General features: G+C 74.5%; 19 protein-coding genes. 15 read left to right on the forward strand and 4 right to left on the reverse strand.

Translation table 11 applies throughout. The features are described 5' to 3' along the window. Positions 1–288: 288 nt before the first annotated feature. The 5 genes from ACFQTY_RS07375 to ACFQTY_RS07395 all read left to right on the forward strand — a co-directional run bounded on the left by ACFQTY_RS07375 (position 289) and on the right by ACFQTY_RS07395 (position 6,736). Complete coding sequence (locus tag ACFQTY_RS07375) at positions 289–2,796, forward strand: DNA translocase FtsK 4TM domain-containing protein (RefSeq protein ID WP_378099131.1); 2,508 nt, start codon at positions 289–291, stop codon at positions 2,794–2,796. Beyond that, positions 2,790–4,973, forward strand: a complete 2,184-nt coding sequence (locus ACFQTY_RS07380) for a bifunctional diguanylate cyclase/phosphodiesterase (protein WP_337972996.1) — start codon at positions 2,790–2,792, stop codon at positions 4,971–4,973. Before ACFQTY_RS07375 ends, ACFQTY_RS07380 begins: the two co-directional genes overlap by 7 nt. A 59-nt stretch (positions 4,974–5,032) precedes the next feature. After that, positions 5,033–5,629 carry a CDP-diacylglycerol--glycerol-3-phosphate 3-phosphatidyltransferase gene (gene pgsA / locus ACFQTY_RS07385; RefSeq protein WP_378098900.1) on the forward strand — a complete coding sequence of 199 codons (597 nt, stop codon included), beginning with the start codon at positions 5,033–5,035 and terminating at the stop codon, positions 5,627–5,629. Positions 5,630–5,631: 2 nt separating this feature from the next. Continuing rightward, positions 5,632–6,126 carry a CinA family protein gene (locus ACFQTY_RS07390; RefSeq protein WP_378098902.1) on the forward strand — a complete coding sequence of 165 codons (495 nt, stop codon included), beginning with the start codon at positions 5,632–5,634 and terminating at the stop codon, positions 6,124–6,126. Between the two features lie 262 nt (positions 6,127–6,388). Continuing rightward, the gene (locus ACFQTY_RS07395; protein ID WP_378098904.1) at positions 6,389–6,736 is read left to right on the forward strand and encodes a helix-turn-helix domain-containing protein; all 348 of its coding nucleotides are present in this window, start codon (positions 6,389–6,391) and stop codon (positions 6,734–6,736) included. A gap of 70 nt (positions 6,737–6,806) precedes the next feature. Here the strand turns inward: ACFQTY_RS07395 and ACFQTY_RS07400 are convergent, their stop codons facing one another. Together ACFQTY_RS07400 and ACFQTY_RS07405 are read right to left on the reverse strand one after the other, a co-directional pair. After that, complete coding sequence (locus ACFQTY_RS07400; RefSeq protein ID WP_378098906.1) at positions 6,807–7,577, reverse strand: DNA-formamidopyrimidine glycosylase family protein; 771 nt, start codon at positions 7,575–7,577, stop codon at positions 6,807–6,809. A gap of 15 nt (positions 7,578–7,592) precedes the next feature. Beyond that, positions 7,593–12,635 (reverse strand): ATP-dependent helicase, encoded by a 5,043-nt coding sequence (locus ACFQTY_RS07405; RefSeq protein WP_378098908.1) that lies wholly within the window; start codon positions 12,633–12,635, stop codon positions 7,593–7,595. A gap of 58 nt (positions 12,636–12,693) precedes the next feature. On the opposite strand from ACFQTY_RS07405, the gene ACFQTY_RS07410 reads away from it, so the two are divergent. The 8 genes from ACFQTY_RS07410 to ACFQTY_RS07445 all read left to right on the forward strand — a co-directional run bounded on the left by ACFQTY_RS07410 (position 12,694) and on the right by ACFQTY_RS07445 (position 22,729). Then, on the forward strand, positions 12,694–12,936 hold the full coding sequence (locus ACFQTY_RS07410) for a DUF3046 domain-containing protein (protein WP_378098910.1): 243 nt from the start codon (positions 12,694–12,696) through the stop codon (positions 12,934–12,936). Positions 12,937–12,998: 62 nt separating this feature from the next. Continuing rightward, on the forward strand, positions 12,999–15,005 hold the full coding sequence (locus ACFQTY_RS07415; RefSeq protein WP_378098912.1) for an alkaline phosphatase family protein: 2,007 nt from the start codon (positions 12,999–13,001) through the stop codon (positions 15,003–15,005). After that, a complete protein-coding gene (locus tag ACFQTY_RS07420; RefSeq protein ID WP_378098914.1) occupies positions 15,002–15,856 on the forward strand; it encodes an MBL fold metallo-hydrolase in 855 nt (284 codons plus the stop codon). Before ACFQTY_RS07415 ends, ACFQTY_RS07420 begins: the two co-directional genes overlap by 4 nt. A 244-nt stretch (positions 15,857–16,100) precedes the next feature. Next, a complete protein-coding gene (recA, locus tag ACFQTY_RS07425) occupies positions 16,101–17,138 on the forward strand; it encodes a recombinase RecA (protein ID WP_291758630.1) in 1,038 nt (345 codons plus the stop codon). A gap of 2 nt (positions 17,139–17,140) precedes the next feature. After that, positions 17,141–17,722 (forward strand): regulatory protein RecX, encoded by a 582-nt coding sequence (locus tag ACFQTY_RS07430; RefSeq protein ID WP_378098916.1) that lies wholly within the window; start codon positions 17,141–17,143, stop codon positions 17,720–17,722. 221 nt (positions 17,723–17,943) lie between these two features. Beyond that, positions 17,944–19,476: a ribonuclease Y gene (rny, locus tag ACFQTY_RS07435; RefSeq protein ID WP_378098918.1), complete on the forward strand. Its 1,533-nt coding sequence runs from the start codon at positions 17,944–17,946 to the stop codon at positions 19,474–19,476. Between the two features lie 28 nt (positions 19,477–19,504). Next, on the forward strand, positions 19,505–21,034 hold the full coding sequence (gene miaB / locus ACFQTY_RS07440; protein ID WP_378098920.1) for a tRNA (N6-isopentenyl adenosine(37)-C2)-methylthiotransferase MiaB: 1,530 nt from the start codon (positions 19,505–19,507) through the stop codon (positions 21,032–21,034). Positions 21,035–21,139: 105 nt separating this feature from the next. Next, positions 21,140–22,729: an aspartate:alanine exchanger family transporter gene (locus ACFQTY_RS07445; protein ID WP_378098922.1), complete on the forward strand. Its 1,590-nt coding sequence runs from the start codon at positions 21,140–21,142 to the stop codon at positions 22,727–22,729. Between the two features lie 5 nt (positions 22,730–22,734). Here ACFQTY_RS07445 and ACFQTY_RS07450 read toward each other — a convergent pair whose 3' ends face one another. Beyond that, complete coding sequence (locus ACFQTY_RS07450; protein ID WP_263732340.1) at positions 22,735–23,262, reverse strand: YbjN domain-containing protein; 528 nt, start codon at positions 23,260–23,262, stop codon at positions 22,735–22,737. Continuing rightward, the gene (locus tag ACFQTY_RS07455; protein ID WP_378098925.1) at positions 23,259–23,852 is read right to left on the reverse strand and encodes a YbjN domain-containing protein; all 594 of its coding nucleotides are present in this window, start codon (positions 23,850–23,852) and stop codon (positions 23,259–23,261) included. Before ACFQTY_RS07455 ends, ACFQTY_RS07450 begins: the two co-directional genes overlap by 4 nt. 36 nt (positions 23,853–23,888) lie before the next feature. Between ACFQTY_RS07455 and miaA the strand changes: the two genes are divergently transcribed. Together miaA and dapF are read left to right on the forward strand one after the other, a co-directional pair. Continuing rightward, positions 23,889–24,863: a tRNA (adenosine(37)-N6)-dimethylallyltransferase MiaA gene (miaA, locus tag ACFQTY_RS07460; RefSeq protein WP_378098927.1), complete on the forward strand. Its 975-nt coding sequence runs from the start codon at positions 23,889–23,891 to the stop codon at positions 24,861–24,863. Further along, the gene (gene dapF, locus ACFQTY_RS07465; protein ID WP_378098929.1) at positions 24,860–25,816 is read left to right on the forward strand and encodes a diaminopimelate epimerase; all 957 of its coding nucleotides are present in this window, start codon (positions 24,860–24,862) and stop codon (positions 25,814–25,816) included. The genes miaA and dapF overlap by 4 nt, the downstream gene beginning before the upstream one ends. Positions 25,817–25,826 lie beyond the last annotated feature (10 nt).

Raw genomic sequence — 25,826 nt, forward strand, 5'->3', positions numbered from 1 at the left:
CGACCAGGGCGAACGTCCCTGCTCGGGCGCGTGGGCCCACGTCGTCCGTGCACGACACGCGCCCGCCGGGCCCCCACACGGCGGGTGCGGCAGGGGCCCGCCGCTACCGTGAGGACCATGGCAGCACGTACGTCCGCACCCAGCGCGGCCCGGCGCACCGGCGACCGACCGGGCGGGGCTGTGCGCGGCGCTGCCTCCGGCGGCCGTGGTTCCTCGGGCCGGCCGACCGGATCCGGGAGACCGTCGTCCCGCACCGCGCCCCCGCCACGCGCCGCGCTGCCGTTGCGCATGGTGCGCGGGGTGTGGATGGGTGCGGCGCACGTCGTCGGCGGCTCGGCGCGCCGGGTCGGCCGCGGTGCCCGGGACCTCGACCCTGCGCACCGTCGGGACGGGCTCGCCTTCACGCTGCTCGGGCTGGCCGTCGTCGTGGGCGCGCGGGAGTGGTTCGGCCTGTCCGGCACCGCCGGCACGGCCGTGCACGGCGCGGTCGCGGGAGCCTTCGGACGCGTCGGCCTGGTGCTGCCGCTGGTGCTGGCCTGGTTCGCCGTCCGGCTGATGCGCCATCCCGACCTCGGTCCGGCGAACTCCCGGATCGGCATCGGCGTCGGTGCGATCGCGGTGTCCGTGTGCGGCATCTTCCACGTCGCGGCGGGGGTGCCGACGACCGGTCACCTCGCTGCCGTCCACGCGGCCGGCGGGCTCGTCGGACTCGCCGTCGGCACCCCGCTCGCGACGCTGCTCACGCCGGTCGTCGCCGTCATCCTGCTGGTGCTGCTCGCGCTCTTCGGGCTGCTCGTCGTCACCGCGACCCCGGTGAACCAGGTGATCCCGCGCATCCGGTCGGCCTGGTCCGCGGTGGCGCACCACGGCACGCCGGAGGACGAGGACGACGACGCGCCCCTGGTGATCCGCGAGGGGCACACCGCCGAGGAGCCCGTCGAGCCGTCGAAGCGGCGCGGGCTGCTCGGCCGGCGGAAGGACCGCGCGGAGGCGGCAGCTGCCGCGGCGGCGGAACGGCTCGAGGCCTACGAGGGTGACGAGGCGTTCGAGCGGGCCGCGCTCGTCGCCAAGCACCCGGGCAGCGAGGACACGGACCACCTCGCACCGCTCGACCCGGCCGACGTCGAGGCGGCCCGCGCGGCGGACACCGTCCCGACCACCGTGGTGACGCCCGACGCGGGCGTGGTGACCAGCACCGCCCTGGCCGCACCGCCGACGCGCGGCGTGCCGCGTGGCGAGCAGCCGATGCTGTCCGGTGACGTCCTGTACCTGCTGCCGTCCGAGGACGTGCTGACCAAGGGAGCCCCGCACAAGGTCCGATCGGCGGCGAACGACCGGGTTGTCGAGGCGCTGACCAACGTGCTGGAGCAGTTCGAGATCGACGCCCAGGTCACGGGGTTCACGCGGGGCCCGACGGTCACGCGGTACGAGGTCGAGCTCGGCCCTGCCATCAAGGTGGAGCGGGTCACGGCGCTCAGCAAGAACATCGCCTACGCCGTGGCGAGCGCCGACGTGCGGATCCTGTCGCCGATCCCGGGCAAGTCCGCGATCGGCATCGAGATCCCGAACACGGACCGCGAGACCGTGGCGCTCGGTGACGTGCTGCGGTCGGCGGCCGCCAAGCGCAGCGAGCACCCGATGATCATCGGCGTCGGCAAGGACGTCGAGGGCGGCTACGTGGTGGCCAACCTGGCGAAGATGCCGCACCTGCTGGTCGCCGGCGCGACCGGTGCCGGCAAGTCGAGCTTCGTCAACTCGATGATCGTCTCGATCCTCATGCGCTCCACGCCCGACGAGGTCCGGATGATCCTCGTCGACCCCAAGCGCGTCGAGCTGACGGTGTACGAGGGCATCCCGCACCTGATCACCCCCATCATCACCAACCCGAAGAAGGCCGCCGAGGCCCTCGAGTGGGTGGTCAAGGAGATGGAGGCCCGGTACGACGACCTGGCGATGTTCGGCTACAAGCACATCGACGACTTCAACGCCGGCGTGCGGGCGGGCAAGGTGCAGCCGCTGCCCGAGTCGAAGCGGAAGATCGCGCCGTACCCGTACCTCCTGGTGATCGTCGACGAGCTGGCCGACCTGATGATGGTGGCCCCACGAGACGTCGAGGCGTCGATCCAGCGGATCACCCAGCTGGCCCGCGCCGCCGGCATCCACCTGGTCCTCGCCACCCAGCGACCGTCGGTCGACGTCGTCACCGGCCTGATCAAGGCCAACGTGCCGTCGCGGCTCGCCTTCGCCACGTCGTCACTGACCGACTCGCGCGTGGTGCTCGACCAGCCCGGGGCGGAGAAGCTGATCGGCCAGGGCGACGCCCTGTTCCTGCCGATGGGCGCCGCCAAGCCGATGCGCACGCAGGGCGCCTGGGTGACCGAGAGCGAGATCCACGCGGTCGTCGAGCACGTGAAGACGCAGCTCAAGCCCGTCTACCGGCCGGACGTCACCGCGGCGCCCGCCAAGAAGCAGGTGGACGACGACATCGGTGACGACCTCGACCTGCTGCTGCAGGCGGCGGAGCTGGTGGTCACCACCCAGTTCGGCTCCACCTCGATGCTGCAGCGCAAGCTGCGGGTGGGCTTCGCGAAGGCCGGCCGGCTGATGGACCTGCTCGAGTCGCGCGAGATCGTCGGCCCGTCCGAGGGCTCGAAGGCACGCGAGGTGCTCGTCAAGCCCGACGACCTGCCCGGGACGCTCGCCCTGCTCCGCGGGGAGCCGGCGGCGGACGACATGGACGACGACGAGTACCTCGAGGAGGACGCCGCCGACGACCGGCGCGACGCCCCGTGGTGAGGCTGCTCGAGAGCCTCGGTGTCCCCAGCTGGGTCGCACCGGTCACCGCTGCGGTGGCCGTCGTCGCGCTCGGAGCCCTCCTGGTGCTGATCGGTCGTCAGCGCCGGCAGGTGCGGCGGGTCGAGCAGGCTCTCGCCCTCTCCCGTGAGCTGAGGAACCGGTACGACGCGCTGCAGTCGGTGACGCGCGAGGGCGTGCTGGTGCAGTCGCTGTCGTCGCAGGTGCTGGACATCTCCGAGCGGGCGGCGGACATCCTGCGCGTCGACCCGGCGCAGACCGTCGGGCGGTCGGTGGGCGACCTGCCGGTGGTGATGATCAACGAGCGCGGGATGGCGATGAACCCCACGGCGGTGCTCAGCGTCGGCACGCGTCCCGGCGACACGCCGCTGGTCGTCGGGGTGACGGTGCCGGGCATGGCGTCGGCACCGGTACGGCTGGTGCAGGTCGCGGGTCGGGTGGTGCCGCACGGCGACGGCGACGCCCCGGCGGTGCTGACCACGCTGGTGGACGTCACCGGACGCCACGAGGTGGAGAACGCCCTCTCGCGCAGCGAGAAGCAGTTCCGGGTCGCCATGGAGAACGCGCCGATCGGCATGGCGCTCGTCGACCTGGACTGGCAGATCATCGAGGCGAACTCGGCCTTCGCCGAGCTGCTGGGCACGCACGTGCGGGCGCTGAGCGGCTACCCGATGGCCGACCTGTCGGCCCCCGAGGACCGGGACACCGAGCAGGGCCACATCCATCGGCTGCTGGTGGGGGAGGACCACCGTTTCTCGCTCGAGAAGCGGTACCGCCGGGCCGACGGCCACCTGGTCTGGGTGGTCCTCGACGTCGGACTGGTCCGCGACGACGACGGCAGTCCCGACCACTTCGTCGTCCAGGTACGGGACACGACGGAGTCCAAGCTCAAGGCCGAGATGCTCACCCACCGGGCCATGCACGACCCGCTGACGGGTCTCGCGAACCGGACCCTGCTGCAGGAGGTGCTGCAGACGGTCCTGGAGCAGCCGGGGGCGGCCGGCCGGGTCGCCGTGCTCGCCTGCGACCTGGACGGGTTCAAGCAGATCAACGACCGGCACGGGCACGCGGCGGGCGACGAGGTGCTGGTGCACGTCGCCGGTGTGCTGCGCGCCGCGAGCAACCGGCGGGGGACCGTCGCCCGCCTCGGCGGTGACGAGTTCGTGGTGGTGGTGCAGGACGAGAACGCCGCCAAGGCGGTGTTCGAGGTCGCCGCCGCGGTGCACGCGGGGCTGCGGGAACCGGTCCGCATCGCCCGCCGACGGCTGACGGTGGCGGCCAGCGTGGGCATCGCGACGCTGGACCCCGACGTGCCGGACGAGGGCGGGGCGCCGGCTCTGCTCGCCGCGGCGGATGCCGCGCTCTACCGCGCGAAGGCCGGTGGACGCTCGCGCACCGAGGTCTACGACCCGTCGATGGCGGTGGCATCACCGACGGGGATGCTGCGCGAGCTGGCCGACGCGGTCGAGAACGACGAGCTGGTGGTGCACTACCAGCCGATCGTCGACCTGGCGGACGTCAGGGTGGTCGGCTACGAGGCGCTCGTCCGCTGGCAGCACCCGCGCCGCGGGCTGCTGCTGCCGGGCACGTTCCTCGGCTACGCCCAGGAGGCGGGGATCCTCGGGGCGCTCGGTGCCCTCGTCGCGACCCGTGCCGTGGAGCTGCTCGCCCGTTCGGGTGCCGACGGGCCGTGGGTGTCCGTCAACGTCTCCGCGGACCAGCTCGGCGACGGGCAGTTCGCGACGACGCTGCTGTCCGAGCTGTCGCGGCACCGCGTGACCGCGGGGCGGCTGGTCGTCGAGCTGACCGAGTCGTCGCTCGTGGCGTCGAGCACCCGGATCCGGCACGAGCTGACGCAGCTGTCGGCCGCGGGCGTCCCCGTCCTCCTGGACGACTTCGGCACCGGTGTCTCGCCCCTGTCCTACCTGCGGGACCTACCCGTGTCTGGCGTGAAGCTCGACATGTCGTTCACCGCCGGCATCCCGACGGACCCGACCGCCGGCCGGGTGGCGCGGGCCCTGGGAGCGCTTGCGCGGGAGCTCGCGATGGTGACCATCGCCGAGGGCATCGAGCACACCGAGCAGTCGAGGTTCCTGCAGGCGAACGGCTGGCGGTACGGGCAGGGCTGGCTGTTCGGCGGGGCGCAGCCGCTGCCGTGAGTCCGGCGCTGCGGTCGCGGCTGCGCGGCTGCGCCGCCGAGCGCCTCTAGGCTGATGCGGTGGTCGACGCAGCTGCTCCCTCGCCGTGGAACGTGGCGAACGGGTTCACGGCGCTGCGCATCCTCGTGGTCCCCGTCTTCGGCGTCCTGCTGCTGTGGGACCACGGGCAGCAGGTCGGCGTGCGGCTGGCCGCGCTGGCGGTCTTCGTCCTGGCCGCGCTCACGGACCGGGTGGACGGGTGGATCGCGCGCCGCTTCTCCCTCGTCACCGACCTCGGCAAGCTGCTGGACCCCATCGCCGACAAGCTGCTGATGGGCATGGCCCTGATCGGGCTGAGCGTGCTGGGCGAGCTGTCGTGGTGGGTCACCGTGGTGATCCTGGTGCGCGAGGTCGGCATCACGGTGATGAGGTTCTTCCTGCTGCGGTACGTGGTGCTGCCGGCGTCGCGCGGCGGCAAGCTCAAGACCGTGCTGCAGTCCGTCGCGCTCGGCCTCTACCTCCTGCCGCTGCACCACCTGCCGGGCTTCGTCGCCGTGGTGGCTGCGGTCGTGATGGCAGCGGCCGTACTGGTCACCGTGGTGACGGGTCTGGACTACCTGCGGGACGCCTGGCGGATCCGACGGGCGGCGCGTCCGGGGCCGGCCGGCGCGCGGTAGGCATGACGGACGACGACCTGGTCGCGGTGGCGCGCGAGCTGCTCGCGGCCGCCGGTCGTCGCGGGTGGACGGTCGCCGTGGCGGAGTCGCTCACGGGCGGTGCGGTGTGCTCCGCGCTCGTCGATGTGCCGGGGGCCTCGGCGGTGCTCCGAGGCGGCGTGGTGGCCTACGCAACCGATCTGAAGGCGACTCTGCTCGGCGTCGACCGCGAGCTGCTGGCGCAGCGTGGTGCCGTGGACCCGGACGTCGCCCGTGCGATGGCGCACGGCGTGCGCGAGCGGCTCGGTGCCGATCTCGGCCTCGCCACCACGGGCGTCGCGGGGCCGGACGGTCAGGACGGCTTCCCGCCGGGGACGGTCCACGTCGCCGTCGCGACGGCGGCGGGCGCGCGGGTCCGGTCGCTGCGGCTGAGCGGCGACCGGGCGCAGGTGCGGCTCGGCGCGGTCGACGCGGTGCTGCGCCTCGCGCTGGAGGAGGCGGCCGGGCCTGCCGCCTGACGGTTGCCCTGTTCCCGTCGTGCCGTCGGTGCCAGTGCCAGTGCCAGTGCCGGCGCCGTCGTGAGGGAACACGCCGGGTACCGACGGCGTTGCAGCGACCGTGATGATGGATCGTCCGCTCGGACGCCGCGGCGCACATGCGGGTGCCGCAAGGTACGGTGGAAGCCTTCCGGCCGAGGTTCGGCCGGGTGCCGTGGGGGTTGGCCCGTTCACGGGGAGCCCTTCGCAGCACAAGCAGCGTGATGCGAAGGGGGGAGCCCGGATGGTCGTTCTTCGTCGTGAGATCGGCGACGTGCTGCGGGACGCACGGCAGCGCCAGGGCCGCACCCTGCGTGAGGTGTCGTCCGCTGCTCGGGTGTCGCTCGGCTACCTCAGCGAGGTCGAGCGGGGGCAGAAGGAAGCGTCGTCGGAGCTGCTGTCGAGCATCTGCGACGCGCTGGACGTGCCGATGTCGCTGGTGCTGCGCGAGGTCAGCGACCGGATCGCCGTCGCCGAGGGCCTGCTGATCCCGGACACCGTCCCGGTGGACCTGGCGGCTGCCGTCGCCGGCCGTTCCTGGGACGGGCGGACCTGGGAGTCGTCGCGTGGAGAGCTGGCGCCCGTCGGCTGAGCTGCCCAGCCTGTGACGTGCGGAGGGCCGTGCACCCGAGGGTCGCGGCCCTCCGTCGCGCCTGCAGGCCTCAACCGGCCGCTGCCGGCTGCGACTGGCAGCGCGGGCACCAGAAGACCACCCGCTGCACCGGTGGTTCCCCGGCGGTGCCCACCGCGACGGGACCTCCGCAACGGGTGCACGGTCTGCCTGCGCGCCCGTGCACACGCTCGTCCGGCCGTCCCGCTGCGACCGACCGCTGCATCAGCCGACGTGCCACCGCGAGCAGGTGTCCCGGGTCGGGCACCTCGTCGGCGGGCGTCCAGGGCCACACGCGGTCGGCGAACAGCGACTCGGCCATGAAGATCGTGCCGATCCCGGCCACCACGCGCTGGTCGAGCAGCACCTCTGCGGCAGGACGGTCGCCCGCGGCGCTCCACCGGCGCAGCAGCTCCGGGGCGTCGACCCTGTCCGCGAGGATGTCCGGTCCGAGGTGGCCGACCACCGCCTGCTCGTCACGGGTGCGGAGGACGTCGAGCATCCCCAGCAGGTAGCCGACCGCCGTGGTGTGCTCCGCGCCCAGAACCGCGCGGACGTCGGGGGAGCGCCCGGCGGCGCGGCTCGACCCGGTGGGCCACACCCGCCACGAACCGTCCATGCGCAGGTGCGTGTGCACCGTGGTGCCGTCGTCGAGACGGGTGAGCAGGTGCTTGCCGTAGGCGACGGTGCCGAGGACGGTCCGCCCGGTCAGGTCGAGGCCGCCGACGCCGGGCCAGCGCAGCTCCGTGCGGACGAGGACGTGGCCGGCCAGCGCGCGGTCGAGCAAGGCGGCCGTCCGCCGCAGCACGTCACCCTCGGGCACCGCGACGCCCGCAGATCATGAGTCGGCCCGGAGCCGCAGGCCACGGGGCGTCGGGGTGAAGCCGGCGCCCACCAGCGCGTTGCCCAACGGGCTGTGCAGCGCTCCTCCGAGCACCTCGACGCCGTCGACCCGGCCGATGGTCAAGCGGCCGGTGCGTCCGGACCGCGCTGCCTCGGCGAGCGCGGCCGCCGCGGTGCCGAGCACGACCGCGTCCTGCGTGAACGTCAGCGTGGTTCGGCCCCCGCGCTCGACGTAGAGCGTCAGGGCGCCATCCACGAGGACGACGAGCGCCCCGGCCTTCCGCCCGGGGCGGTGCCGACCACTGCCCTCCTCGGTGGGCCGCGACGGACCCTCGGGCCAGCCCAGCGCCGCACCGTACGGGTTCGCCGGATCGGTCGCGGCCAGGACGACGACGACCGGCGGTTCGCCGCCGTCCACCGTGTCGCGTCCGCCGCCGGCGAGCTGCCAGGGGAGAGCGGGGCCCGCGACCGCGTCGCCCTCGTCACGTCGGCGGGCCCGCTCGGCAGCCTGGTCGACGACCTGCGCATCGGTCCGGAGCCGGTCCACCGCTCCCGGCAGCGCGAACTGGGAGCCCCCGAGATGCTCGACGAAGTACCCGCGGCGCACCTGCCCACCCTGCTCGAACGCGCCCAGCACCCGGTAGACGTCCCCGAACTGCCCGCTCAGGCCCTCGGAGGCGGCGACAGCCCTGGTCAGGACGCCGTGACGGTCGAGCAGCTGGGCGGCGAGCGCGTGCGCGCGCAGGGTCGGATCCGTCTCGCGAGGCGGCAGGAGCGACCACCGGCCACCTGCGTGCGGCCCGACGGCGGCACCCGCGCCGTCGTCCCCACCGGCCCATGCACCCGCGGTCGACCCCAGCCGGGCGGCCGCACGCAGACCCAGCCGCGGTCGCAGCGCCCGCCCTCGCGGCGTCGCAGCCCGCACGCGATGAGCCGTGCTGCCGGTGCCCAGCCAGGCCCGCAACGGCGCCAGGCTGTCGTTGGTCACCCGTCCTGACCACACCAGGTCCCACAGCGCGTCGGCGACCTGCGCCTGGGACGGGACGGCGTCGCCGGACCAGGCGTCGTCGTCCGCCACGGCGGTGCGGACGCGCTGCGCGATCGCACCGAGGAACCACGCACCACCACCGCTGAGCGCGTCCAGCACATGACGTCGCAGGCTGACCGCAGTCGCGTCCGTCGGGCCGGCGGACCCGTCCGGCAGCGCGGGCAGCGTCAGGTCCGCGACCGCGGCGGGGTGCAGGGACACGAGCCCGTCGTGCCCCGCCAGCGCTCCGTGCCCCGCCCACACGACCTCACCGGCGGCGAGCAGCTCGTCGAGCATCGCAGGTCGGTAGTCCCGGACGCGGGCGGGCAGCACCCACGTCTCCAGTGCCGACGCCGGCACCACGGCGCCCGCGAGCTGCTCCACGGCCCGCGCGACGCCGTCGACGCCCTGCAGCGCACCGCTCGCCGAGCTCCGCGAGCCTCCTGCCGCCGGCAGCACCCCCTGCCACCGCGGCAGGAACACGCCGAGCGCCTGCGGGGGGACCGGCTCGACCGCGGCGCGGAGCGAGGCGAGCGAGCGGCGCCGCAACGTCCGCAGCACCTCGGCGTCGCAGAACTCGTCGCCCGTACCGCCCAGCACCTCCGGTCGCAGCCGGCCCTGCACCAGCACGCCTCGACCCTCGAGCCGACGCAGCGCCTCGGTCACCACGGCGACTCCCAGACCGAAGCGCGTCGCGGCCTGCGCCGCGGGGAACGGGCCATGGGTCCGCGCGTGCCGGCGCAGCAGGTCGCCGAGCGGGTCCGGCAGCACCTCGGTGAACACCTCGGGCACACCGACGGGCAGGGCGACGCCGAGTGCGTCGCGCAGCCGCCCCGCGTCCTCGACGGCGGCCCACTGCTCCGCGCGGTCGGCCGGCAGGCCGCCGATGCGCACGCGGATCACCCGCCGTGCCCTCTCGAGCTCGCCGAGCCAGTCGGTGGCCTGCTCGCGGAGCTCCGGCTGGATGCGGGCCCGGACCTCGTCGAGCGGCAACGGGCCCAGGCGGCGCAGCACGTCGGCGAGCTGCTCGAGGGTCGTGGCCTGACGCTCCGGCGCCAGGGCGCCCAGCTCGGCCTCGGTCCGCTCGACCGCCTCCGGGTCCAGCAGGTCGGCGAGCTGCGACTGTCCGCCGGAGCCCAGAAGCTCGGCCAGCAGGGTCGGGTCCAGGGTGAGCGCCGCTGCCCGGCGCTCGGCGAGCGGTGCGTCTCCGTCGTACAGGAACTGGGCCGTGTACCCGAACATCAGCGACTGGGCGAAGGGTGACGGGTGCGGCGTGGTCACCTCGAGGACGCGGACGCGTCCGGCCTGGACGTCGCGCATGAGGTCGGCGAGCGCCGTGGTGTCGAAGTCGTCCTGGAGGCACTCGCGCACCGCCTCGAGCAGGATCGGGAAGTCGGGGTACTGCGCCGCGACGGACAGCAGCTGCGCCGCGCGGTGCCGCTGCTGCCACAGCGGCTGCCGTCGGTCCGGCCGCCGGCGCGGCAGCAGCAGCGCGCGGCCGGCAGCCTCCCGGAACCGGGCGCCGAACAGCGCGGAGCCACCCAGCTCCGCACGCACGGAATCGACCACCTCGTCGGGCTCCAGGAGCAGGTCGTCCAGCCCGATGGCGGGTGCGTCGCCGACCGGTCGGTCGACCGGGTCGTCCAGGCCGATGTCGACGAGGTCCGGGAGCCGCAGCACGATGCCGTCGTCGGCATGCATCACGGCCGCGTCGACGCCGTACCGCTCGCGCAGGCGGGCTCCGAGCACGACCGCCCAGGGCGCGTGCACGCGTGCGCCGTAGGGCGAGTGGAGCACGATGCGCCAGTCGCCGAGCTCGTCGCGGAACCGCTCGAGCACCAGCACGGTGTCGCTCGGCACCTCGCCCGTCGCCTCGCGCTGCTCGTGCAGGTAGGCCACGAGGTTGTCCGCCGCCCAGGGATCGAGGCCGGCGCCCTCGACGCGAGCCCGCGCACCCGACGCCGGGAGCCCCAGCACCTCGCGGACCCACGCCCCCATGGCTCGCCCGAGCTCGGCCGGCCTGCCGGGGGAGTCGCCCTTCCAGAACGGCAGCCTGCCGGGCAGCCCTGGCGCCGGCGTCACGACGACCCGGTCCGGCGTGATGTCCTCGATCCGCCACGTGCTGGACCCCAGGGTGAACGTGTCGCCGACACGCGACTCGTACACCATCTCCTCGTCCAGCTCTCCGACGCGCTTGCCGCCGCGCAGCCGACCGCCGGTGCGCTCGGCGTCGACGGGCACCTCGGCGCTCGTCGAGCCGTCGGCCAGGAACACGCCGAACAGCCCACGGTCGGGGATCGTGCCGCCGCTGGTGACCGCGAGCCGCAGCGCGCCTGGTCGCGCCGTCAGCACGTCGCGGACGCGGTCCCACACCAGACGTGGCCGCAGCTCGGCGAACTCCTCGCTCGGGTAGCGACCGGCCAGCATGTCGAGCACCGCCCGCAGCGTCGCGTCGCCGAGCCCGGCGAACGGCGCCGACCGGCGGACCACCCGGGCGAGCTCGTCCACCGGCCAGTCCTCGACGGCGACCATCGCCACGACCTGCTGCGCGAGCACGTCCAGGGGGTTGGCCGGTACGGACAACGCCTCGAGCTGGCCCGACCGCATCCGCTCCGCGGTCACCGCCGCCGGCACCAGCTCGCCCCGGAAGGTGGGGAACACGACGCCGTGCGACACGGCCCCCACCTGGTGGCCCGCACGGCCGACGCGCTGCAGCCCGCTGGCCACCGACGGCGGCGCGCCGACCTGCACCACCAGGTCGACGGCGCCCATGTCGATGCCGAGCTCCAGCGAGCTGGTCGCCACCACCGCCGGCAGCACACCGGCCTTGAGCTCCGACTCCGTCCGGGTCCGCTCGGCACGGCTCATCGATCCGTGGTGCGCCCGCGCCAGGATCGTCGTGGCGTCGCGCGTGTCCACCCCCGCGGAGGTCCCCGACTGACCAGGCACCGAGGCCGGCTGCAGCGCACCGGGCGCGCCGACCGGCACACCTTCGCGCTCCGCCCACACCTCGTTGATGCGGGCCGTCAGCCGCTCGGCGCCGCGGCGCGAGTTGGTGAACACCAGCGTGGACCGGTGCGCCGCGACCAGGTCCACCACACGCTCCTCCACGTGCGGCCAGATCGACGCGCGCGGCACCGGGTCGCCACCGAAGCGGTTGCCCACCAGCTCACTCCCGAGCTCGTCCCGGAGCCCGCCCGAGCCGCTCGCGGGCCCGGTGTCGCGCACTGGTGCCGCCGCGAGCTCCGCGAGGTCGGGGACCGGCACCACGACGTCGACCTCGATGCGCTTGACCGACGGCGGCTGCACGGTCACCACCCGACGCCCGCCGTCGTCGAGCGACCGCGCCCCGGCGAGGAACGCCGAGACCGCCTCGACGGGGCGGACGGTGGCGGACAGACCGACCCGCTGAGCAGGGCCGGGGCCGCCGGGCCGGTCGAGCAGCCCGTCGAGCCGCTCCAGGGACAGCGCGAGGTGTGCGCCGCGCTTCGTCCCTGCCACCGCGTGGATCTCGTCCACGATGACCGTCCGCACGCCGGCGAGCCCGGCCCGCGCGGCCGAGGTCAGGATCAGGTACAGGGACTCCGGCGTGGTGATGAGGATGTCCGGCGGCCGCCGGGCGAACGAGCGCCGCTCCTCCGGCGGCGTGTCCCCGGTGCGAGTGCCGACCGCGACCTCCGGCAGGACGCGACCGAGCCGCGTCGCCGCCTGACGGATGCCCACGAGCGGTGACCGCAGGTTCCGCTCGACGTCCGCCGCGAGGGCCTTCAGCGGCGAGACGTACAGCACCCGGCACCGCTCGACGGGGTCCTCCGGCGGGTCGGCGGTCAGCAGGCCGTCGAGCGCCCACAGGAACGCCGCCAGCGTCTTGCCGGAACCGGTCGGGGCGACGACGAGCGCGTGCTGACCGCCCGAGACGGCGTCCCAGGCACCGAGCTGCGCCGGGGTGGGCTCGGCGAACGCGCCCGTGAACCACGCACGGGTCGGCTCGGAGAAGCGGTCCAGCACCACGCGCCCATCATGGCGGGGCCCGCCGACACGTGCGCCCGGCGGGTGGCAGGCTGAGGCCGTGCGGTACCGCGAGTTCTGGGACCTTGTCGACGAGGTGCTGGGCCGCGCCCACGGCCGGGTGCTGGTCAGTGACCTGCGACTCGGCGAGCTCGGTGACCGGACGGGCGCCCAGGCGCTGGACGAGGGCGTGGAGCCACGTGAGGTCTGGCACGCCCTGTGCGACGAGCTCGACGTGCCCGAGTCGCGCCGCTGGGGGTCGGACCGGCGCCGCCCCGCCCCGCCGCGCCGCGCACGCGGGTGAACCCGGCCGGCCGTCGCCGACCGGCCTGGTGGCCCACCCCGGCCGACGTCGCGGACGCCGGTGTGTCCCTGGCCACCACGACGGTCGGGCTCGCGGCCGCGATCGCCGTCGTCTCCGGCGTGCGGACCTCCTCGCCCCTCGCGGTGCTGCTGACCGCGGTGGCGGTCGCCGTGGGTGCCCTCGTCGTCGCACCGCTGCTGCGACCGGTGGCCAGGTTCGGCGGTGCCGGCGCCGCGCTGCTCTCCGGGATCGCCGCTCAGCTGGCCGTGGCGTGGGCCGCGCTCGCGTACGTGCCGGGCATGCACGTCGAGTCGGGATGGTCCGTCGCGCAGGTGCTGGTGCTCACCGGGCTCGTGATGGCCGCCGGGCGGTGGCTGTGGGCCGGACCGGGCAACGGCTACGTGGTCGACGGGGTGGTGCGCCGTGCCCGTCGCGCCGCGTCGGCGGCGGGTCGTCCCGCGGACGACCCCGACCGGCCCGCCGGTCTGCTCGTCGTCCAGCTGGACGGCGTCGCCGCCCCGGTGCTGGAGCAGGCGATGGAGGCGGGCCTCGCACCGACGATGCAGCGGTGGGTCGTCGACGGCTCGCACCGGCTCGAGCCGTGGTGGGCGCGGCTGCCGGCGACCACCCCGGCCAGCCAGGCCGGCCTGCTGCACGGGGACTCGAGCACGATCCCGGCGTTCCGGTGGTGGGACCGGGAACTCGGCCGGCTCGTCGTCGCCAACCATCCCGCGGACGCCGCGGCCATCGAGGCCGGGCTGGACGGGCGCGACGGCCTGCTGGCGGATGGGGGCGTCGCGATCTCGACGATGTTCTCCGGCGGCGCCCCGACGGGCTTCCTGGTGATGAGCCGGACCGGTCGACGGCGCGGCCTGGGGCCCGGTCAGGGCTACCTGCGGTTCTTCACCTCACCGTTCGTGCTGGTCAGAGCGCTGACCGTCACGCTCGGCGAGATGGCGAAGGAGCTCTACCAGGCGCGCCGCCAGCGCGAGCACGGCGTCGTTCCCCGGGTGTCCCGCGGCGGCTGGTACGTCCCGCTGCGCGCGCTGACCAACGTGCTGCTGCGGGACCTGATCACCTCGATCGTCGCCGAGACCCTCGCCCGCGGCGCACCGACCGTCTTCGTGGACCTGGTCGACTACGACGAGGTGGCGCACCACGCTGGCCCGACCAGGCCCGAGGCGTTGCGCGCCCTGGAGGGGCTGGACGGCGTGCTCGGCACGCTCGAGCGCGTGCTGGCGTGGGCGCCGCGGCGGTACGGCGTCGTGGTCCTGTCGGACCACGGCCAGTCGCTCGGCGCGACGTACGAGCAGGTCGAGGGACGGTCGCTGCTCGACACGGTGCGCGAGCTGATGGCGGAGCCCGACGCACCCGGTGTGACGAGCGCCGGCGGCGAGGACTTCGGGCCGCTGACGATGCTGCTGACGCGCCTGGTCGGGCCGCCGCGTCGGGGCGGTGCCGTCGCGGGGCCCGACCGGCAGGCGGTCACGTCGGCGTCGAGCGCCGGTCCGCCCGAGGTCGTCGTCACCGGGTCGGGGAACCTCGGCCTGGTCTGGTTCCCGCGGCACGGTGCCCGGCTGACGCTCGAGGACCTGCAGGAGCTCCACCCGGGCCTCGTCGCCGGTCTGGCCGGCCGCCCTGGTGTCGGCGTCGTGGTGGTGGACACCCGCGACCGCGGGCTGGTGGCGGTCGGGGAGGCGGGCGTCCGGCTGCTCGAGCCCGTGCGGGCCGGCTCGTCGGCCCTGGTCGACGGCACGGACCCGGTGCTCGGCCTCGGACCGCGTGCCGCCGAGGACCTGGCCAGGGCCGGACGGCTGCCGTGCACCGGCGACCTGATGGTCGTCTCGGCGGTGACCCCCTCCGGTCACGTGCACGCGTTCGAGGGTCAGGTCGGCTCGCACGGGGGACTGGGCGGCGCACAGTCCTGGCCGTTCCTGCTGCACCCGGTGGAGTGGGCGGTCGAGGAGAGCGACCGGACGGACGTCGCCGGGCGCCGGGTGCTGGTCGGCGCCGAGCTGGTGCACGCTCATCTCATGAGGTGGGCGCGGTCCGCAGGGGTTCGCCGATGACGCGGTCGGGACGCTCGACGAGCCCGCCGGGGTCTGGGGTCGTCCGCATCACGTGGCTCGGGCACGCCAGCGCGGTGCTGGACGTCGCGGGGGTGCGCGTGCTGACGGACCCCCTGCTGCGGCGCCACGCCGGCCTGCTGCGCCGACGTGGCGCCGCGCCGGCGCCGGCGGTGTGGTCCGGAGCCGACGTCGTGCTCCTGTCGCACCTGCACCACGACCATGCCGAGCTCGGTTCCCTGCACCTGCTCGACGACGTCCCGGTGCTCACGGCGCCGGCCAACGCGCACTGGCTGCGCGACCACGAGGTGCGCGGTGCCCTCGGCCTCGCGGAGGGAGTCTGGCTGAGCGTCGGCCCCCGCGGGTCGCACGCGCGCGGCGCGGCGCCGGGAGCCGGCGTGGCGGTGTGCGCGGTGCCTGCCGTGCACGGGGACCGCCCGATGCCGCACCGTCCGAACGCCGCCAACGGGTTCGTGCTGGTCGCCGAGGGGCTGCGCGTCTGGTTCCCCGGTGACACGGAGCCGTACCCGGAGATGGCGCGGCTGCCGGAGCTCGCCGGCGGACCGATCGACCTCGCGCTGGTGCCGGTGGGCGGGTGGGGCCCGCGGTTGTCCGGCGGGCACATGGACCCGGTCCAGGCGGCGCGGGTCTGCGCCGTCGTCGGCGCCCGGCACGCCGTCCCGGTGCACTGGGGCACGCTGCACGCCCCCGTGTCGCGCAGGCTCCCTCCCGGCTGGATGGACCGGGCGGGCGCGGCGTTCGCCTCGGCGGTGGAGCGCGAGGCACCGGGGTGCCGTGCCCACGTCCTCGAGCCGGGGCAGCAGGTGGCCGTGCGCACGGTCGGCACGCGGTAGCCGCGACCGCCTCGATGCACGCCGTTCGGTGACCGGCGTGTCGCCGGTCGTCGAACACCTGTTCGGGTAGGTTGTCTGCGGGCGATCAACCGTCGAACCGCCCTCAGCCCGTCCGGCACGCCTGCCGCGACGGGAGGTGAGGGGTCTCGACGGCCGTGTCGGTGGTCGGACATACGGTCGCCCACGACGAAGACCAGCCCCCGCAGACGCAGCGCACGCTGCTCGAGACGACGAGGTGGGACCCATGCCCGCACCGCAGGACCGTGAGAAGGCCCTCGAGGCCGCCCTCAGCCAGATCGACCGCCAGTTCGGCAAGGGGTCGATCATGCGCCTCGGCGACGAGGGGCGTGCCCCCGTCGAGGTGATCCCCACCGGTTCGATCGCGCTGGACGTGGCGCTCGGGATCGGTGGCCTCCCGCGCGGCCGCGTGGTGGAGATCTACGGCCCGGAGTCCTCCGGGAAGACGACGGTCGCGCTGCACGCCGTCGCGAACGCGCAGCGCGCCGGTGGCATCGCGGCGTTCATCGACGCCGAGCACGCGCTGGACCCGGAGTACGCCAAGAAGCTCGGCGTCGACACCGACGCCCTCCTGGTCTCGCAGCCGGACACTGGTGAGCAGGCGCTCGAGATCATGGACATGCTGATCCGCTCCGGCGCGATCGACGTCGTCGTGGTCGACTCGGTCGCGGCCCTGGTGCCCAAGGCCGAGATCGAGGGCGAGATGGGGGACAGCCACGTCGGCCTCCAGGCCCGTCTGATGTCCCAGGCCCTCCGGAAGATCACCGGTGCCCTGAACTCCTCCGGGACGACGGCGATCTTCATCAACCAGCTCCGCGAGAAGATCGGCGTGTTCTTCGGCAGCCCGGAGACCACCACCGGAGGCAAGGCGCTGAAGTTCTACGCGTCGGTGCGCATGGACATCCGCCGGATCGAGACCCTCAAGGAGGGCTCGGACGCGGTGGGCAACCGCACCCGCGTGAAGATCGTCAAGAACAAGATGGCGCCGCCGTTCAAGCAGGCCGAGTTCGACATCCTCTACGGCGTCGGCATCTCCCGCGAGGGCGGCCTGATCGACATGGGCGTCGAGCACGGGTTCATCCGCAAGTCCGGCTCGTGGTTCACGTACGAGGGCGACCAGCTGGGTCAGGGCAAGGAGAACGCCCGGTCCTTCCTCCGGGACAACCCCGACCTGGCTGCCGAGATCGAGAAGAAGATCAAGGAGAAGCTCGGCGTCGGCGCGCGTGTGGACAACCCGGCCGAGAGCGCGCCGGTGGACTTCTGAGCATGCGGGACGCACGTCGCCGTCGGCCCGCCTCGGAACCACCTGAGGCGGGCGCGGCGGCGGTGGACCGGGAGCCGGACCCCGAGGAGGTCGCCCGCGCCATCGCCCTGCGGCTGCTGACCGCCGCACCGCGGAGCCGGGCCCAGCTCGCCGAGGCGATGGCGCGGCGGGACGTCCCTGTGACCGTCGCGGACCGCGTGCTCGACCGCTTCACCGAGGTGGGGCTCGTGGACGACGCCGCGTACGCCGGCTCGTTGGTGCGCACGCGGCACGCCGAGCGCGGGCTGTCTCGCACGGCCCTCGCGAACGAGCTGCGTCGCAAGGGCATCGACCCGGTGACGGCCGCCACCGCTCTGGAGGAGGTCGGCGACGAGGACGAGGAGACGGCCGCCCGCGCGCTCGTCGTCCGCAAGCTGGCGGCCACCCGTGGCCTGGATCGCCAGACGCGCATCCGGCGCACGTACGGCACGCTCGGCCGCAAGGGGTACCCGCCCGGGCTCGTGGCGAGGCTGGTCCGCGACGCACTCGCCGACGAGGGCGCGGACCCCGATGGCGACGAGGACCGGTTCGGCACCGACGTCTGACGGGCCGGGCGGCCCCCGCGGAGCGAACAGCCCCGCGGCGCTCGAGCGGCGGTCGAGTGGTCTGCGAGCACGCCCAGAAGGTTCGCCCTGCTCAGCCTGTCGGCACGTCGCCCGAGCGCAGCGCCGGTGCGTGACAATGTGGCACTGCCCCGAGTGCCGGGCCGGCGCCTGGTGCCCGGCGCCGCCGGTGCCGGCGTCGGAGGACCAGCTGGGAGGCTTGGGTGGACGTCCCCTCGATCGTCACGGTCGTCGGACTGCTCGGCGCCTGCCTCGTGGCGCTCCTGCTGGTTCTGCTGGCTCGTCGGGAGGCCGAGGCGGTCCGTCGCGGTGCCCGCGAGGACGTCGTCCGGATGAAGGACGAGGCGCGGGCCCAGCTGGCCGACGCGGAGCGGCGTGAACGCCGCGTCTCGGAGCGCGAGGAGGCCGTCGGACGTGACCGTGAGGAGCTGGACGGGCTCCAGCGCGCGCTGAGGGAACGGGCCGACCGGCTCGACGCGGAGGAGCGGACGTCGGCGCGGGCGGTGGACGCGGCCGAGCGTGCGGCCGCGAGGACGATGGCCGATGCGGAACGCACCGTCGCACGCCGTCTGGCAGAGGCGCAGCAGCAGGCGCGAGCCGAGGTCGAGGCGGCGTCCGGCCTCACGGAGGAGGAGGCGCGGGCCGAGATCGTGCGCCGCGTGACGGACGAGGCGCTCCACGAGGCCGCCGCAGCGGTGCGCCGCGCCGAGGCGAGTGCTCGCCGCACCGCCGAGGCGAAGGCACGACGAGTGGTGACCACGGCCGTCCAGCGGCTGGCGGTGCCGACCAGCTCGCAGGCGGCGATCACCGTGCTGCCGCTGCCCTCGGACGACATGAAGGGCCGGATCATCGGCAAGGAAGGGCGCAACATCCGCTCGTTCGAGGCGCTGACAGGCGTGAACGTCCTGGTCGACGACGTACCGGGTGCTGTCGTCCTGTCGTGCTTCGACGCCGGCCGGCGCGAGGTGGCGCAGGTGACGCTCGAGGCGCTGATGGCCGACGGCCGGATCCATCCGCAGCGGATCGAGGCGGCGTACGCCGAGGCGCTCGCGGGCGCCGACGAACGTTCGGAGGCGGCCGGTGGTGAGGCCGCCGAGCGTGCGGGGGTGCGCGGCCTGCACCCCGAGCTGGTGGCCACGCTGGGGCGCCTGCGGCTTCGCACCTCGTACGGGCAGACGGTCCTGGAGCACCTCGTCGAGTGCGCCCAGCTGGCGGCAGCGATCGCCGCGGAGGTCGGCGCCGACGTCGAGGTCGCCCGTCGCGGCGCGCTGCTGCACGACGTCGGAAAGGCGCTGACCGCCGAGGTGCCCGGCACGCACGCGATCGTCGGCGCCGACCTGGTCCGCCGCTGCGGGGAGGGCGAGGCCGTGGTGAACGCCGTCGCGGCGCACCACGACGAGGTGCCGCCGACCACGGTGGAGGCCGTGCTGGTGCAGGCGGCGGACGCCATCTCGGCCGCCCGTCCGGGAGCTCGTCGTGAGGAGCTCGACCAGTACGTCGAGCGGATGGACCGGCTCGAGGCCCTGGTGGCCGCGCATCCGGGCGTCCGTCGGGCGCTGGCGATGGCTGCGGGTCGTGAGGTGCGCGTCGTCGTCGAACCGTCCGAGGTGGACGACACCGCGTTGCCCGGCCTGGCGACCGCGATCGCGAAGCAGATCGAGCAGGACCTGACGTACCCGGGTGAGGTCAAGGTGACGGTTGTCCGGGAGCTGCGCGCCAGCGCGACGGCGGGCTGACCGCGACCCCGTCGTACCCTGGTCCGCGATGTCCACGACCCCGACGGCCGAGCCGGCCGCACGCACCTATCTGGTCAAGACCCTCGGCTGCCAGATGAACGTGCACGACTCCGAGCACATGTCCGGCCTGCTGGAGGCCGCGGGCTACGTGCGCGCCGATCCGCAGGCCGTCGCCGCGGAGGACGCCGACGTCGTCGTGATCAACACCTGCGCGGTGCGGGAGAACGCGGCGGACCGGCTGTACGGCAACCTCGGCCGGCTGGCAGCGGCCAAGCGTGCCCGACCCGGCATGCAGATCGCGGTCGGCGGCTGCCTCGCGCAGAAGGACCGGGCCGGCATCGTCGAACGAGCCCCCTGGGTGGACGTCGTCTTCGGCACGCACAACCTCGACGTGCTGCCGGTGCTGCTCGAGCGGGCCCGCCACAACGAGCGGGCCGAGGTCGAGATCGCCGAGTCGCTGCAGGTCTTCCCCTCCACGCTGCCGACCCGTCGCGAGTCGGTCTACGCCGGCTGGGTCTCCATCAGCGTCGGCTGCAACAACACCTGCACGTTCTGCATCGTCCCGTCCCTGCGCGGGCGTGAGCGGGACCGCCGGCCGGGGGAGATCCTCGCGGAGGTGGAGGCCCTGGTCGAGCAGGGCGCCATCGAAGTGACCCTGCTCGGTCAGAACGTCAACTCCTACGGGGTCGAGTTCGGCGACCGCGGCGCGTTCGCCCGGCTGCTGCGCACGGTCGGTGCCGTGCCGGGCCTCGAGCGGCTGCGGTTCACGTCCCCGCACCCGGCGGCGTTCCGCGAGGACGTCATCGAGGCGATGGCGGCGACCCCGACCGTGATGCCGCAGCTGCACATGCCGCTGCAGTCCGGCTCGGACCGGGTCCTGCGCGCGATGCGGCGGTCGTACCGGGCGGAGCGCTTCCTCGGCATCGTGAGCGCCGTCCGCGAGGCGATCCCGCACGCGGCGATCACCACGGACGTCATCGTCGGCTTCCCCGGCGAGTCGGACGAGGACTTCGAGGCGACGTTGCGGGTGGTGGAGCAGGCCCGGTTCTCCTCGGCGTTCACCTTCCAGTACTCGCCCCGTCCCGGCACGCCGGCGGCGGGCATGGGCGACCAGGTGCCCAAGGCGGTCGTGCAGGAGCGCTACGAGCGGCTCGTCGAGCTGCAGGAGCGCATCTCCCTGGAGGAGAACCGGACGCAGGTCGGCCGGGACGTCGACGTGCTGGTCGCGGAGGGGGAGGGGCGCAAGGACGGGCTGACCGCACGCCTGTCCGGCCGTGCGGAGGACAACCGCCTCGTCCACCTGGCGGTGCCGGCGAACCTGCCGGTCGAGGGCCGGCCGCGTCCGGGTGACCTCGTCCGCGTCCGCGTGACGCACGCGGCGCCGCACCACCTCGTCGCGGACGGGGTGCTGGACGGTGGCCCGTTCGAGGTCCGCCGCACGCGTGCCGGCGACGCGTGGGCCGCACGGGGCGCGGACGACGACGCGCACGCCCACGCGCACGGGTCGTCGGCGCCGACCGGGCCGGTGCTGCTGGGCCTCCCCGCACGGATGCGCTGACCCGCCGTCCCGGGCCGAAAGGCCCGGGGTCTTTCGGCCCTGCTGGGTGCGGGATGCGGCTGCTGTGATGGCGGCGCAACGTCGCACCCAGCCGCAGGAGTCCCTATGCACTCCGTCCTCGCCTTCCTCGCTGCGCAACCGATCCTGCTGCTGTTCGTGATCGTGGGGTTCGGGTCGGCGATCGGGCACCTGAAGGTCAAGGGCGTGGGCCTGGGCGCCGCGGCGGTGCTGTTCCTGGCCATCGCGGTCAGCGCGTGGGGCTCGGCGAGCGGCCTCGACCTGCAGGTGCCCGAGACGCTCGGCACCCTCGGGCTGACGCTCTTCACGTTCAGCGTCGGCATCGTCTCCGGTGCCACGTTCTTCGCCTCGCTCCGGCGCGGTCTGGGACCGATCCTGTCGATGGTCGGGGTCCTCGCCGTGGCGGCCCTCGCGGCGGTCGGCATGGGCCGGCTGCTCGACCTGAAGCCGGCCGTGGTGGCCGGTGCGTGGGCCGGTGCCGTGACCAACACGCCCGCCCTTGCCGCGGCCCGCGAGGCGGCCGGCGACCAGACGGCGCCGACGGTCGGCTACGCCGTGACGTACCTCTTCGGCGTCGTCGGCATGCTGATCGCGGTGTCCTTCGCGCTGCGCAACCGCGCCGCGGACACCGATGCACCGGCTGCCCTGATCAGCCGGACGGTGCGGGTCGAGATCGAGTCGTCACCGCGGCTCGCCGAGCTCGAGGAGCTCCACGGCGACCGGATCAAGTTCTCGCGGGTGCGGCACGGTGAGCAGTCACCCATCCTCACGGCGGACGAGCGCGACACGCTGCTGCTCGACGACCTGGTCACCGTGGTGGGACCGGCCGACGACGTGGAGGCGGTCACCCGCGAGCTGGGGCACACCTCCTCGCACCATCTGGAGGGGGACCGTGACTACCTGGACGTCCGGCGTATCACCGTGTCGAACGCCCGTGTCGCGGGACGGACGGTCGCCGAGCTGGGGCTGGCGGCGCGGTTCCGGGCCACGGCCTCGCGGGTCCGCCGCGGCGACGTCGACATGGTGGCCACCGACGACTTCCTGCTCCAGCTGGGCGACCGCGTGCGCGTCATCGCGCCGCGGGACCGGATGACGGACGTGTCTGCCTTCTTCGGGGACTCGTCGCGGGGCCTGTCGGACATCACCCCGATCGTGCTCGGCCTCGGCATGGCCGCCGGTGTGCTGCTGGGCGTCGTCGCGTTCCCCGTGCCGGGCCGGGTCTTCTCCATCGGGTCCGCGGCCGGGACCCTGGTGCTCGGCCTGGTGCTGGGCCGGGTCGGTCGCATCGGGCCGCTGGTGACCGCGATGCCGTACACGTCCGCGCAGGCGATCGGCGAGTTCGGCATGCTCGTGTTCCTCGCGCAGGCCGGGACCCGTGCCGGTTCGCAGATCAGCGGGGCCTTCTCCTCCGGGGAGTGGCTGCGGATCCTGGTGCTCGGCGTGGTGGTCACCACGCTGGTCGGCGGCGGGCTGTTCGTCGTGATGCGGCGCGTCTTCCGCATCGGCGGCACCCAGCTGTCAGGCCTGATGGGCGGTGCCCAGACGCAGCCGGCCGTGCTGGCGTTCGCGAACGCACGGACCAACAGCGACTCACGCGTGGCGCTCGGCTACGCCCTGGTCTACCCGGCGGCGATGATCGCCAAGATCCTGCTCGGCCAGGTGCTGGGCGGGCTCTGACCCGGTCAGTGGTCGGGGACGTCCGGCGGTTCGGCGGCCGCGCCGGGGTCGGGCAGCATCCCCTCGAGCGCGGAGAACATCTGCACGCCGGTGCCGAGGCCGCACGCGATCAGCTGGGCGAGCTGGACGTCGGTGGCGCCCGGCTCGAGGTCGGCCGAGACCTCGCTGTACAGCGCCAGCTGGCCCTCCTCCTCCCGGAGGTAGGCCTTGGGCCAGATCCGCTCGCGGTTCCAGTCGTTGACCGTCAGTGCGACGGCGGGCCGGTTCTCCAGGGCGAGCATCCGGTGCCACCGGCCGCGCACCTGGAGGATCTCCTGGTGCTCGCCCAGCAGCAGGAACCAGAACCGGTTCCCGTCCCAGGTGCCGGTCAGGTCGCCGTCCTCGTCGACCACGAACTTGTAGCCGCGGCCGCGCAGGTAGTCCGCGACGCGTGACCGGGCCAGCGGCGTCGGAGGCTCGTCGTCGGCCAGCCGGGACTTGGCGGGGGTCGGCAGGCCGCCGAGGGCCCGCTGCAGCCACCCGGGCCGGCTCACGGGGCGACCCCGGCCGGGTCGGGGTACCGCTCGTCCAGCGCGTCGAAGAACATGCTGCCGGTCGACAGACCGCAGAACAGCGTCTGGTGCAGCTGCGCGTCGGTCGCACCGTGCTCCAGGTCGACGGCGACCTCGCTGATCACGTGGACGCGGCCGTTGTCGCGGACCCGGACGTACGCCTTGGGCCAGATGCGGTCGGCGTTCCACTCGTTGCACAGGTCGAGCACCTCCTCGAGGCGCTCGATCGCCACCTCGCGGTGCCACTGCCCGCGGATCTGCAGGATCTCGGCCTGCTCCCCGAAGAGGAAGAAGTAGAACAGCCGGCCGCGCCAGAGACCGCCGAGGTCACCGTCGTTGTCGACGAAGTACGAGAAACCGTTGTCGGACATCCAGGCGGCGATCCGGGCCGGTGTCACCGGGACCGGGAGCTCGTCACCGGCCTCCGCGACGCCCAGCTCCCGAGCGAGCAGGGCCGCGACGTGGTCGTGCAGCTCGTCGTCCGACAGCGGCGGCCCGTCGACCGGCTCCGGTGCCCGACGACGGCTCCGGCGGGCGACCCAGTCGCGCGCGCGGTCGGCGAAGGAGGCCATGCGTCGAGGGTACCCAGCACCCGGTACGGTCGACGCGTGCCGTCCGTCTCGCGCCCGGCCCTCGTCGTGGCCGTCGTCGGACCGACGGCCACCGGGAAGTCCGACCTCGGGATCGCTCTGGCGCTCGCACTGGGTGGCGAGGTGGTCAACACCGACGCGATGCAGCTGTACCGCGGCATGGACATCGGCACGGCGAAGGTGCCGGTCGACGAGCGGCAGGGCGTGCCGCACCACCTTCTCGACGTGCTGGAACCGTCGCAGGACGCCTCCGTGGCGGACTACCAGCGGTGGGCGCGCGCGACGCTGGACGAGCTCGCCGGCCGTCGCCGCCGCGCGGTCGCCGTCGGCGGGTCGGGCCTCTACGTCCGGGCCCTGCTGGACCACCTGGAGTTCCCCGGGACGGACCCCGCGCTCCGGGCGGCGCTCGAGGCCCGTGTCGAGACAGAGGGTTCCCGAGCGCTGCACGACGAGCTGCGCCGGCTCGACCCGACGGCCGCGGACGCCATCGGCCCGCGCAACGCGAGGCGCATCGTGCGGGCCCTCGAGGTGATCGGGGTGACGGGGCGGCCCTACTCCGCGGCGCTGCCCGACCACGTCGACGAGGTGCCCTCCGTCCGGATCGGTCTGGACTGCGACCGCCCGACCCTCGACGCCCGCGTGGCGTCGCGCGTGCGACGGATGTGGGACGAGGGCCTCGTCGAGGAGGTCGACCGGCTGGTCTGCGGCGGCCTCGGCCGGACCGCGGCCCGTGCGGTGGGCTACGCGCAGGTGATCGCGATGCGAGCGGGTTCGCTCACGGAGCAGGAGGCGTTCGAGTCCACGGTGGCCGCGACGCGTCGGCTGGCGCGCAAGCAGATGGGCTGGTTCGGCCGCGACCCGCGCGTGCACTGGCTCGACGCGCAGGCGCCCGACCTGGTCGACCAGGCGCTCGACGTCGTCGCGCGGGCTGACGCCGGCACGCTCGGACCTCCGCCGGAGCGCCCCGACGGTCGCCGTAGTCTGGGCTCATGACGTCCGTTCCCGCCGCCCAGCGGCTGCACGTGGCCAAGGGGCACGGGACACGCAACGACTTCGTGCTGATCGACGACCGCGACGGGAGTCTCGACCTGACACCCGCGCTGGTGCAGGCGCTGTGCGAGCGACGTGCGGGGATCGGCGGCGACGGCGTGATCCGGCTCGTCGCCTCCCGCCGGTTGGTCGAGGATGCGGCGAGGCTGGCGGCGGACGCGGGTGCCGAGTGGTTCATGGACTACCGCAACGCGGACGGCTCCGTCGCCCAGATGTGCGGCAACGGCGTGCGGGTGCTCGCGGCGCTGGTGCGCAGCCTCGGGCTCTGGGACCCCCGCGACGGCGAGCTGGTGCTCGGGACGCGTGCCGGCGTGCGACGGGTCCGGGAGGTGCCCGTCCCGGCCGGGGTGGCGGACGAGCGCTGGTACGCGGTCGACATGGGCGTGTGGTCGCTGCCGGGTGGCGCCGCGGCCGTGCAGGCGGGCGGCGACGCGACGGTGGACGTCCCCGGGCTGCGTGTCGCGCGACCGGCCCTCAGCGTGGACATGGGCAACCCGCACACGGTGGTCGTCGTTGCGGACGCCGACGAGCTGGAACGTGCGGACCTGGCCCGTGAGCCCACCGTTCGCCCCCTCCCGCCCGAGGGCACCAACACCGAGCTGGTGCTACCCCTCGGGGAGCGGGCCACCGAGGACGGCGGGACGGTCGGCGTCCTCCGGATGCGCGTCTACGAGCGCGGCGTCGGCGAGACCGCCTCCTGTGGCACGGGGGCGTGCGCGGCGGCGCTCGCGGTGCGCACCTGGGCGGGCGACGGGGCGCCGGACCAGTGGCTGGTGCACGTGCCGGGGGGCACCTTGCGCGTCACGGCCCGGGCCGACGGGCACGTCGAGCTGGCCGGTCCTGCGGTGCTGGTCGCCGACGCGACGGTCGACCTGGCGACGCTGACCTCGTCCTGACGGGTCTGCG

The organism is Cellulomonas sp. T2.31MG-18 (assembly GCF_964266755.1).
Taxonomy (GTDB): domain Bacteria; phylum Actinomycetota; class Actinomycetes; order Actinomycetales; family Cellulomonadaceae; genus Cellulomonas.

What these genes read in the sequence shown, in the direction of transcription:
- dapF (WP_378098929.1), top strand. Translation starts at nt 24,860, where the DNA reads ATGACGTCCGTTCCCGCCGCCCAGCGGCTGCACGTGGCCAAGGGGCAC.
- ACFQTY_RS07455 (WP_378098925.1), bottom strand. Translation starts at nt 23,852, where the DNA reads ATGGCCTCCTTCGCCGACCGCGCGCGCGACTGGGTCGCCCGCCGGAGC.
- ACFQTY_RS07390 (WP_378098902.1), top strand. Translation starts at nt 5,632, where the DNA reads ATGACGGACGACGACCTGGTCGCGGTGGCGCGCGAGCTGCTCGCGGCC.
- ACFQTY_RS07420 (WP_378098914.1), top strand. Translation starts at nt 15,002, where the DNA reads ATGACGCGGTCGGGACGCTCGACGAGCCCGCCGGGGTCTGGGGTCGTC.
- recA (WP_291758630.1), top strand. Translation starts at nt 16,101, where the DNA reads ATGCCCGCACCGCAGGACCGTGAGAAGGCCCTCGAGGCCGCCCTCAGC.
- ACFQTY_RS07395 (WP_378098904.1), top strand. Translation starts at nt 6,389, where the DNA reads ATGGTCGTTCTTCGTCGTGAGATCGGCGACGTGCTGCGGGACGCACGG.
- ACFQTY_RS07445 (WP_378098922.1), top strand. Translation starts at nt 21,140, where the DNA reads ATGCACTCCGTCCTCGCCTTCCTCGCTGCGCAACCGATCCTGCTGCTG.
- ACFQTY_RS07375 (WP_378099131.1), top strand. Translation starts at nt 289, where the DNA reads ATGGTGCGCGGGGTGTGGATGGGTGCGGCGCACGTCGTCGGCGGCTCG.
- ACFQTY_RS07430 (WP_378098916.1), top strand. Translation starts at nt 17,141, where the DNA reads ATGCGGGACGCACGTCGCCGTCGGCCCGCCTCGGAACCACCTGAGGCG.
- miaB (WP_378098920.1), top strand. Translation starts at nt 19,505, where the DNA reads ATGTCCACGACCCCGACGGCCGAGCCGGCCGCACGCACCTATCTGGTC.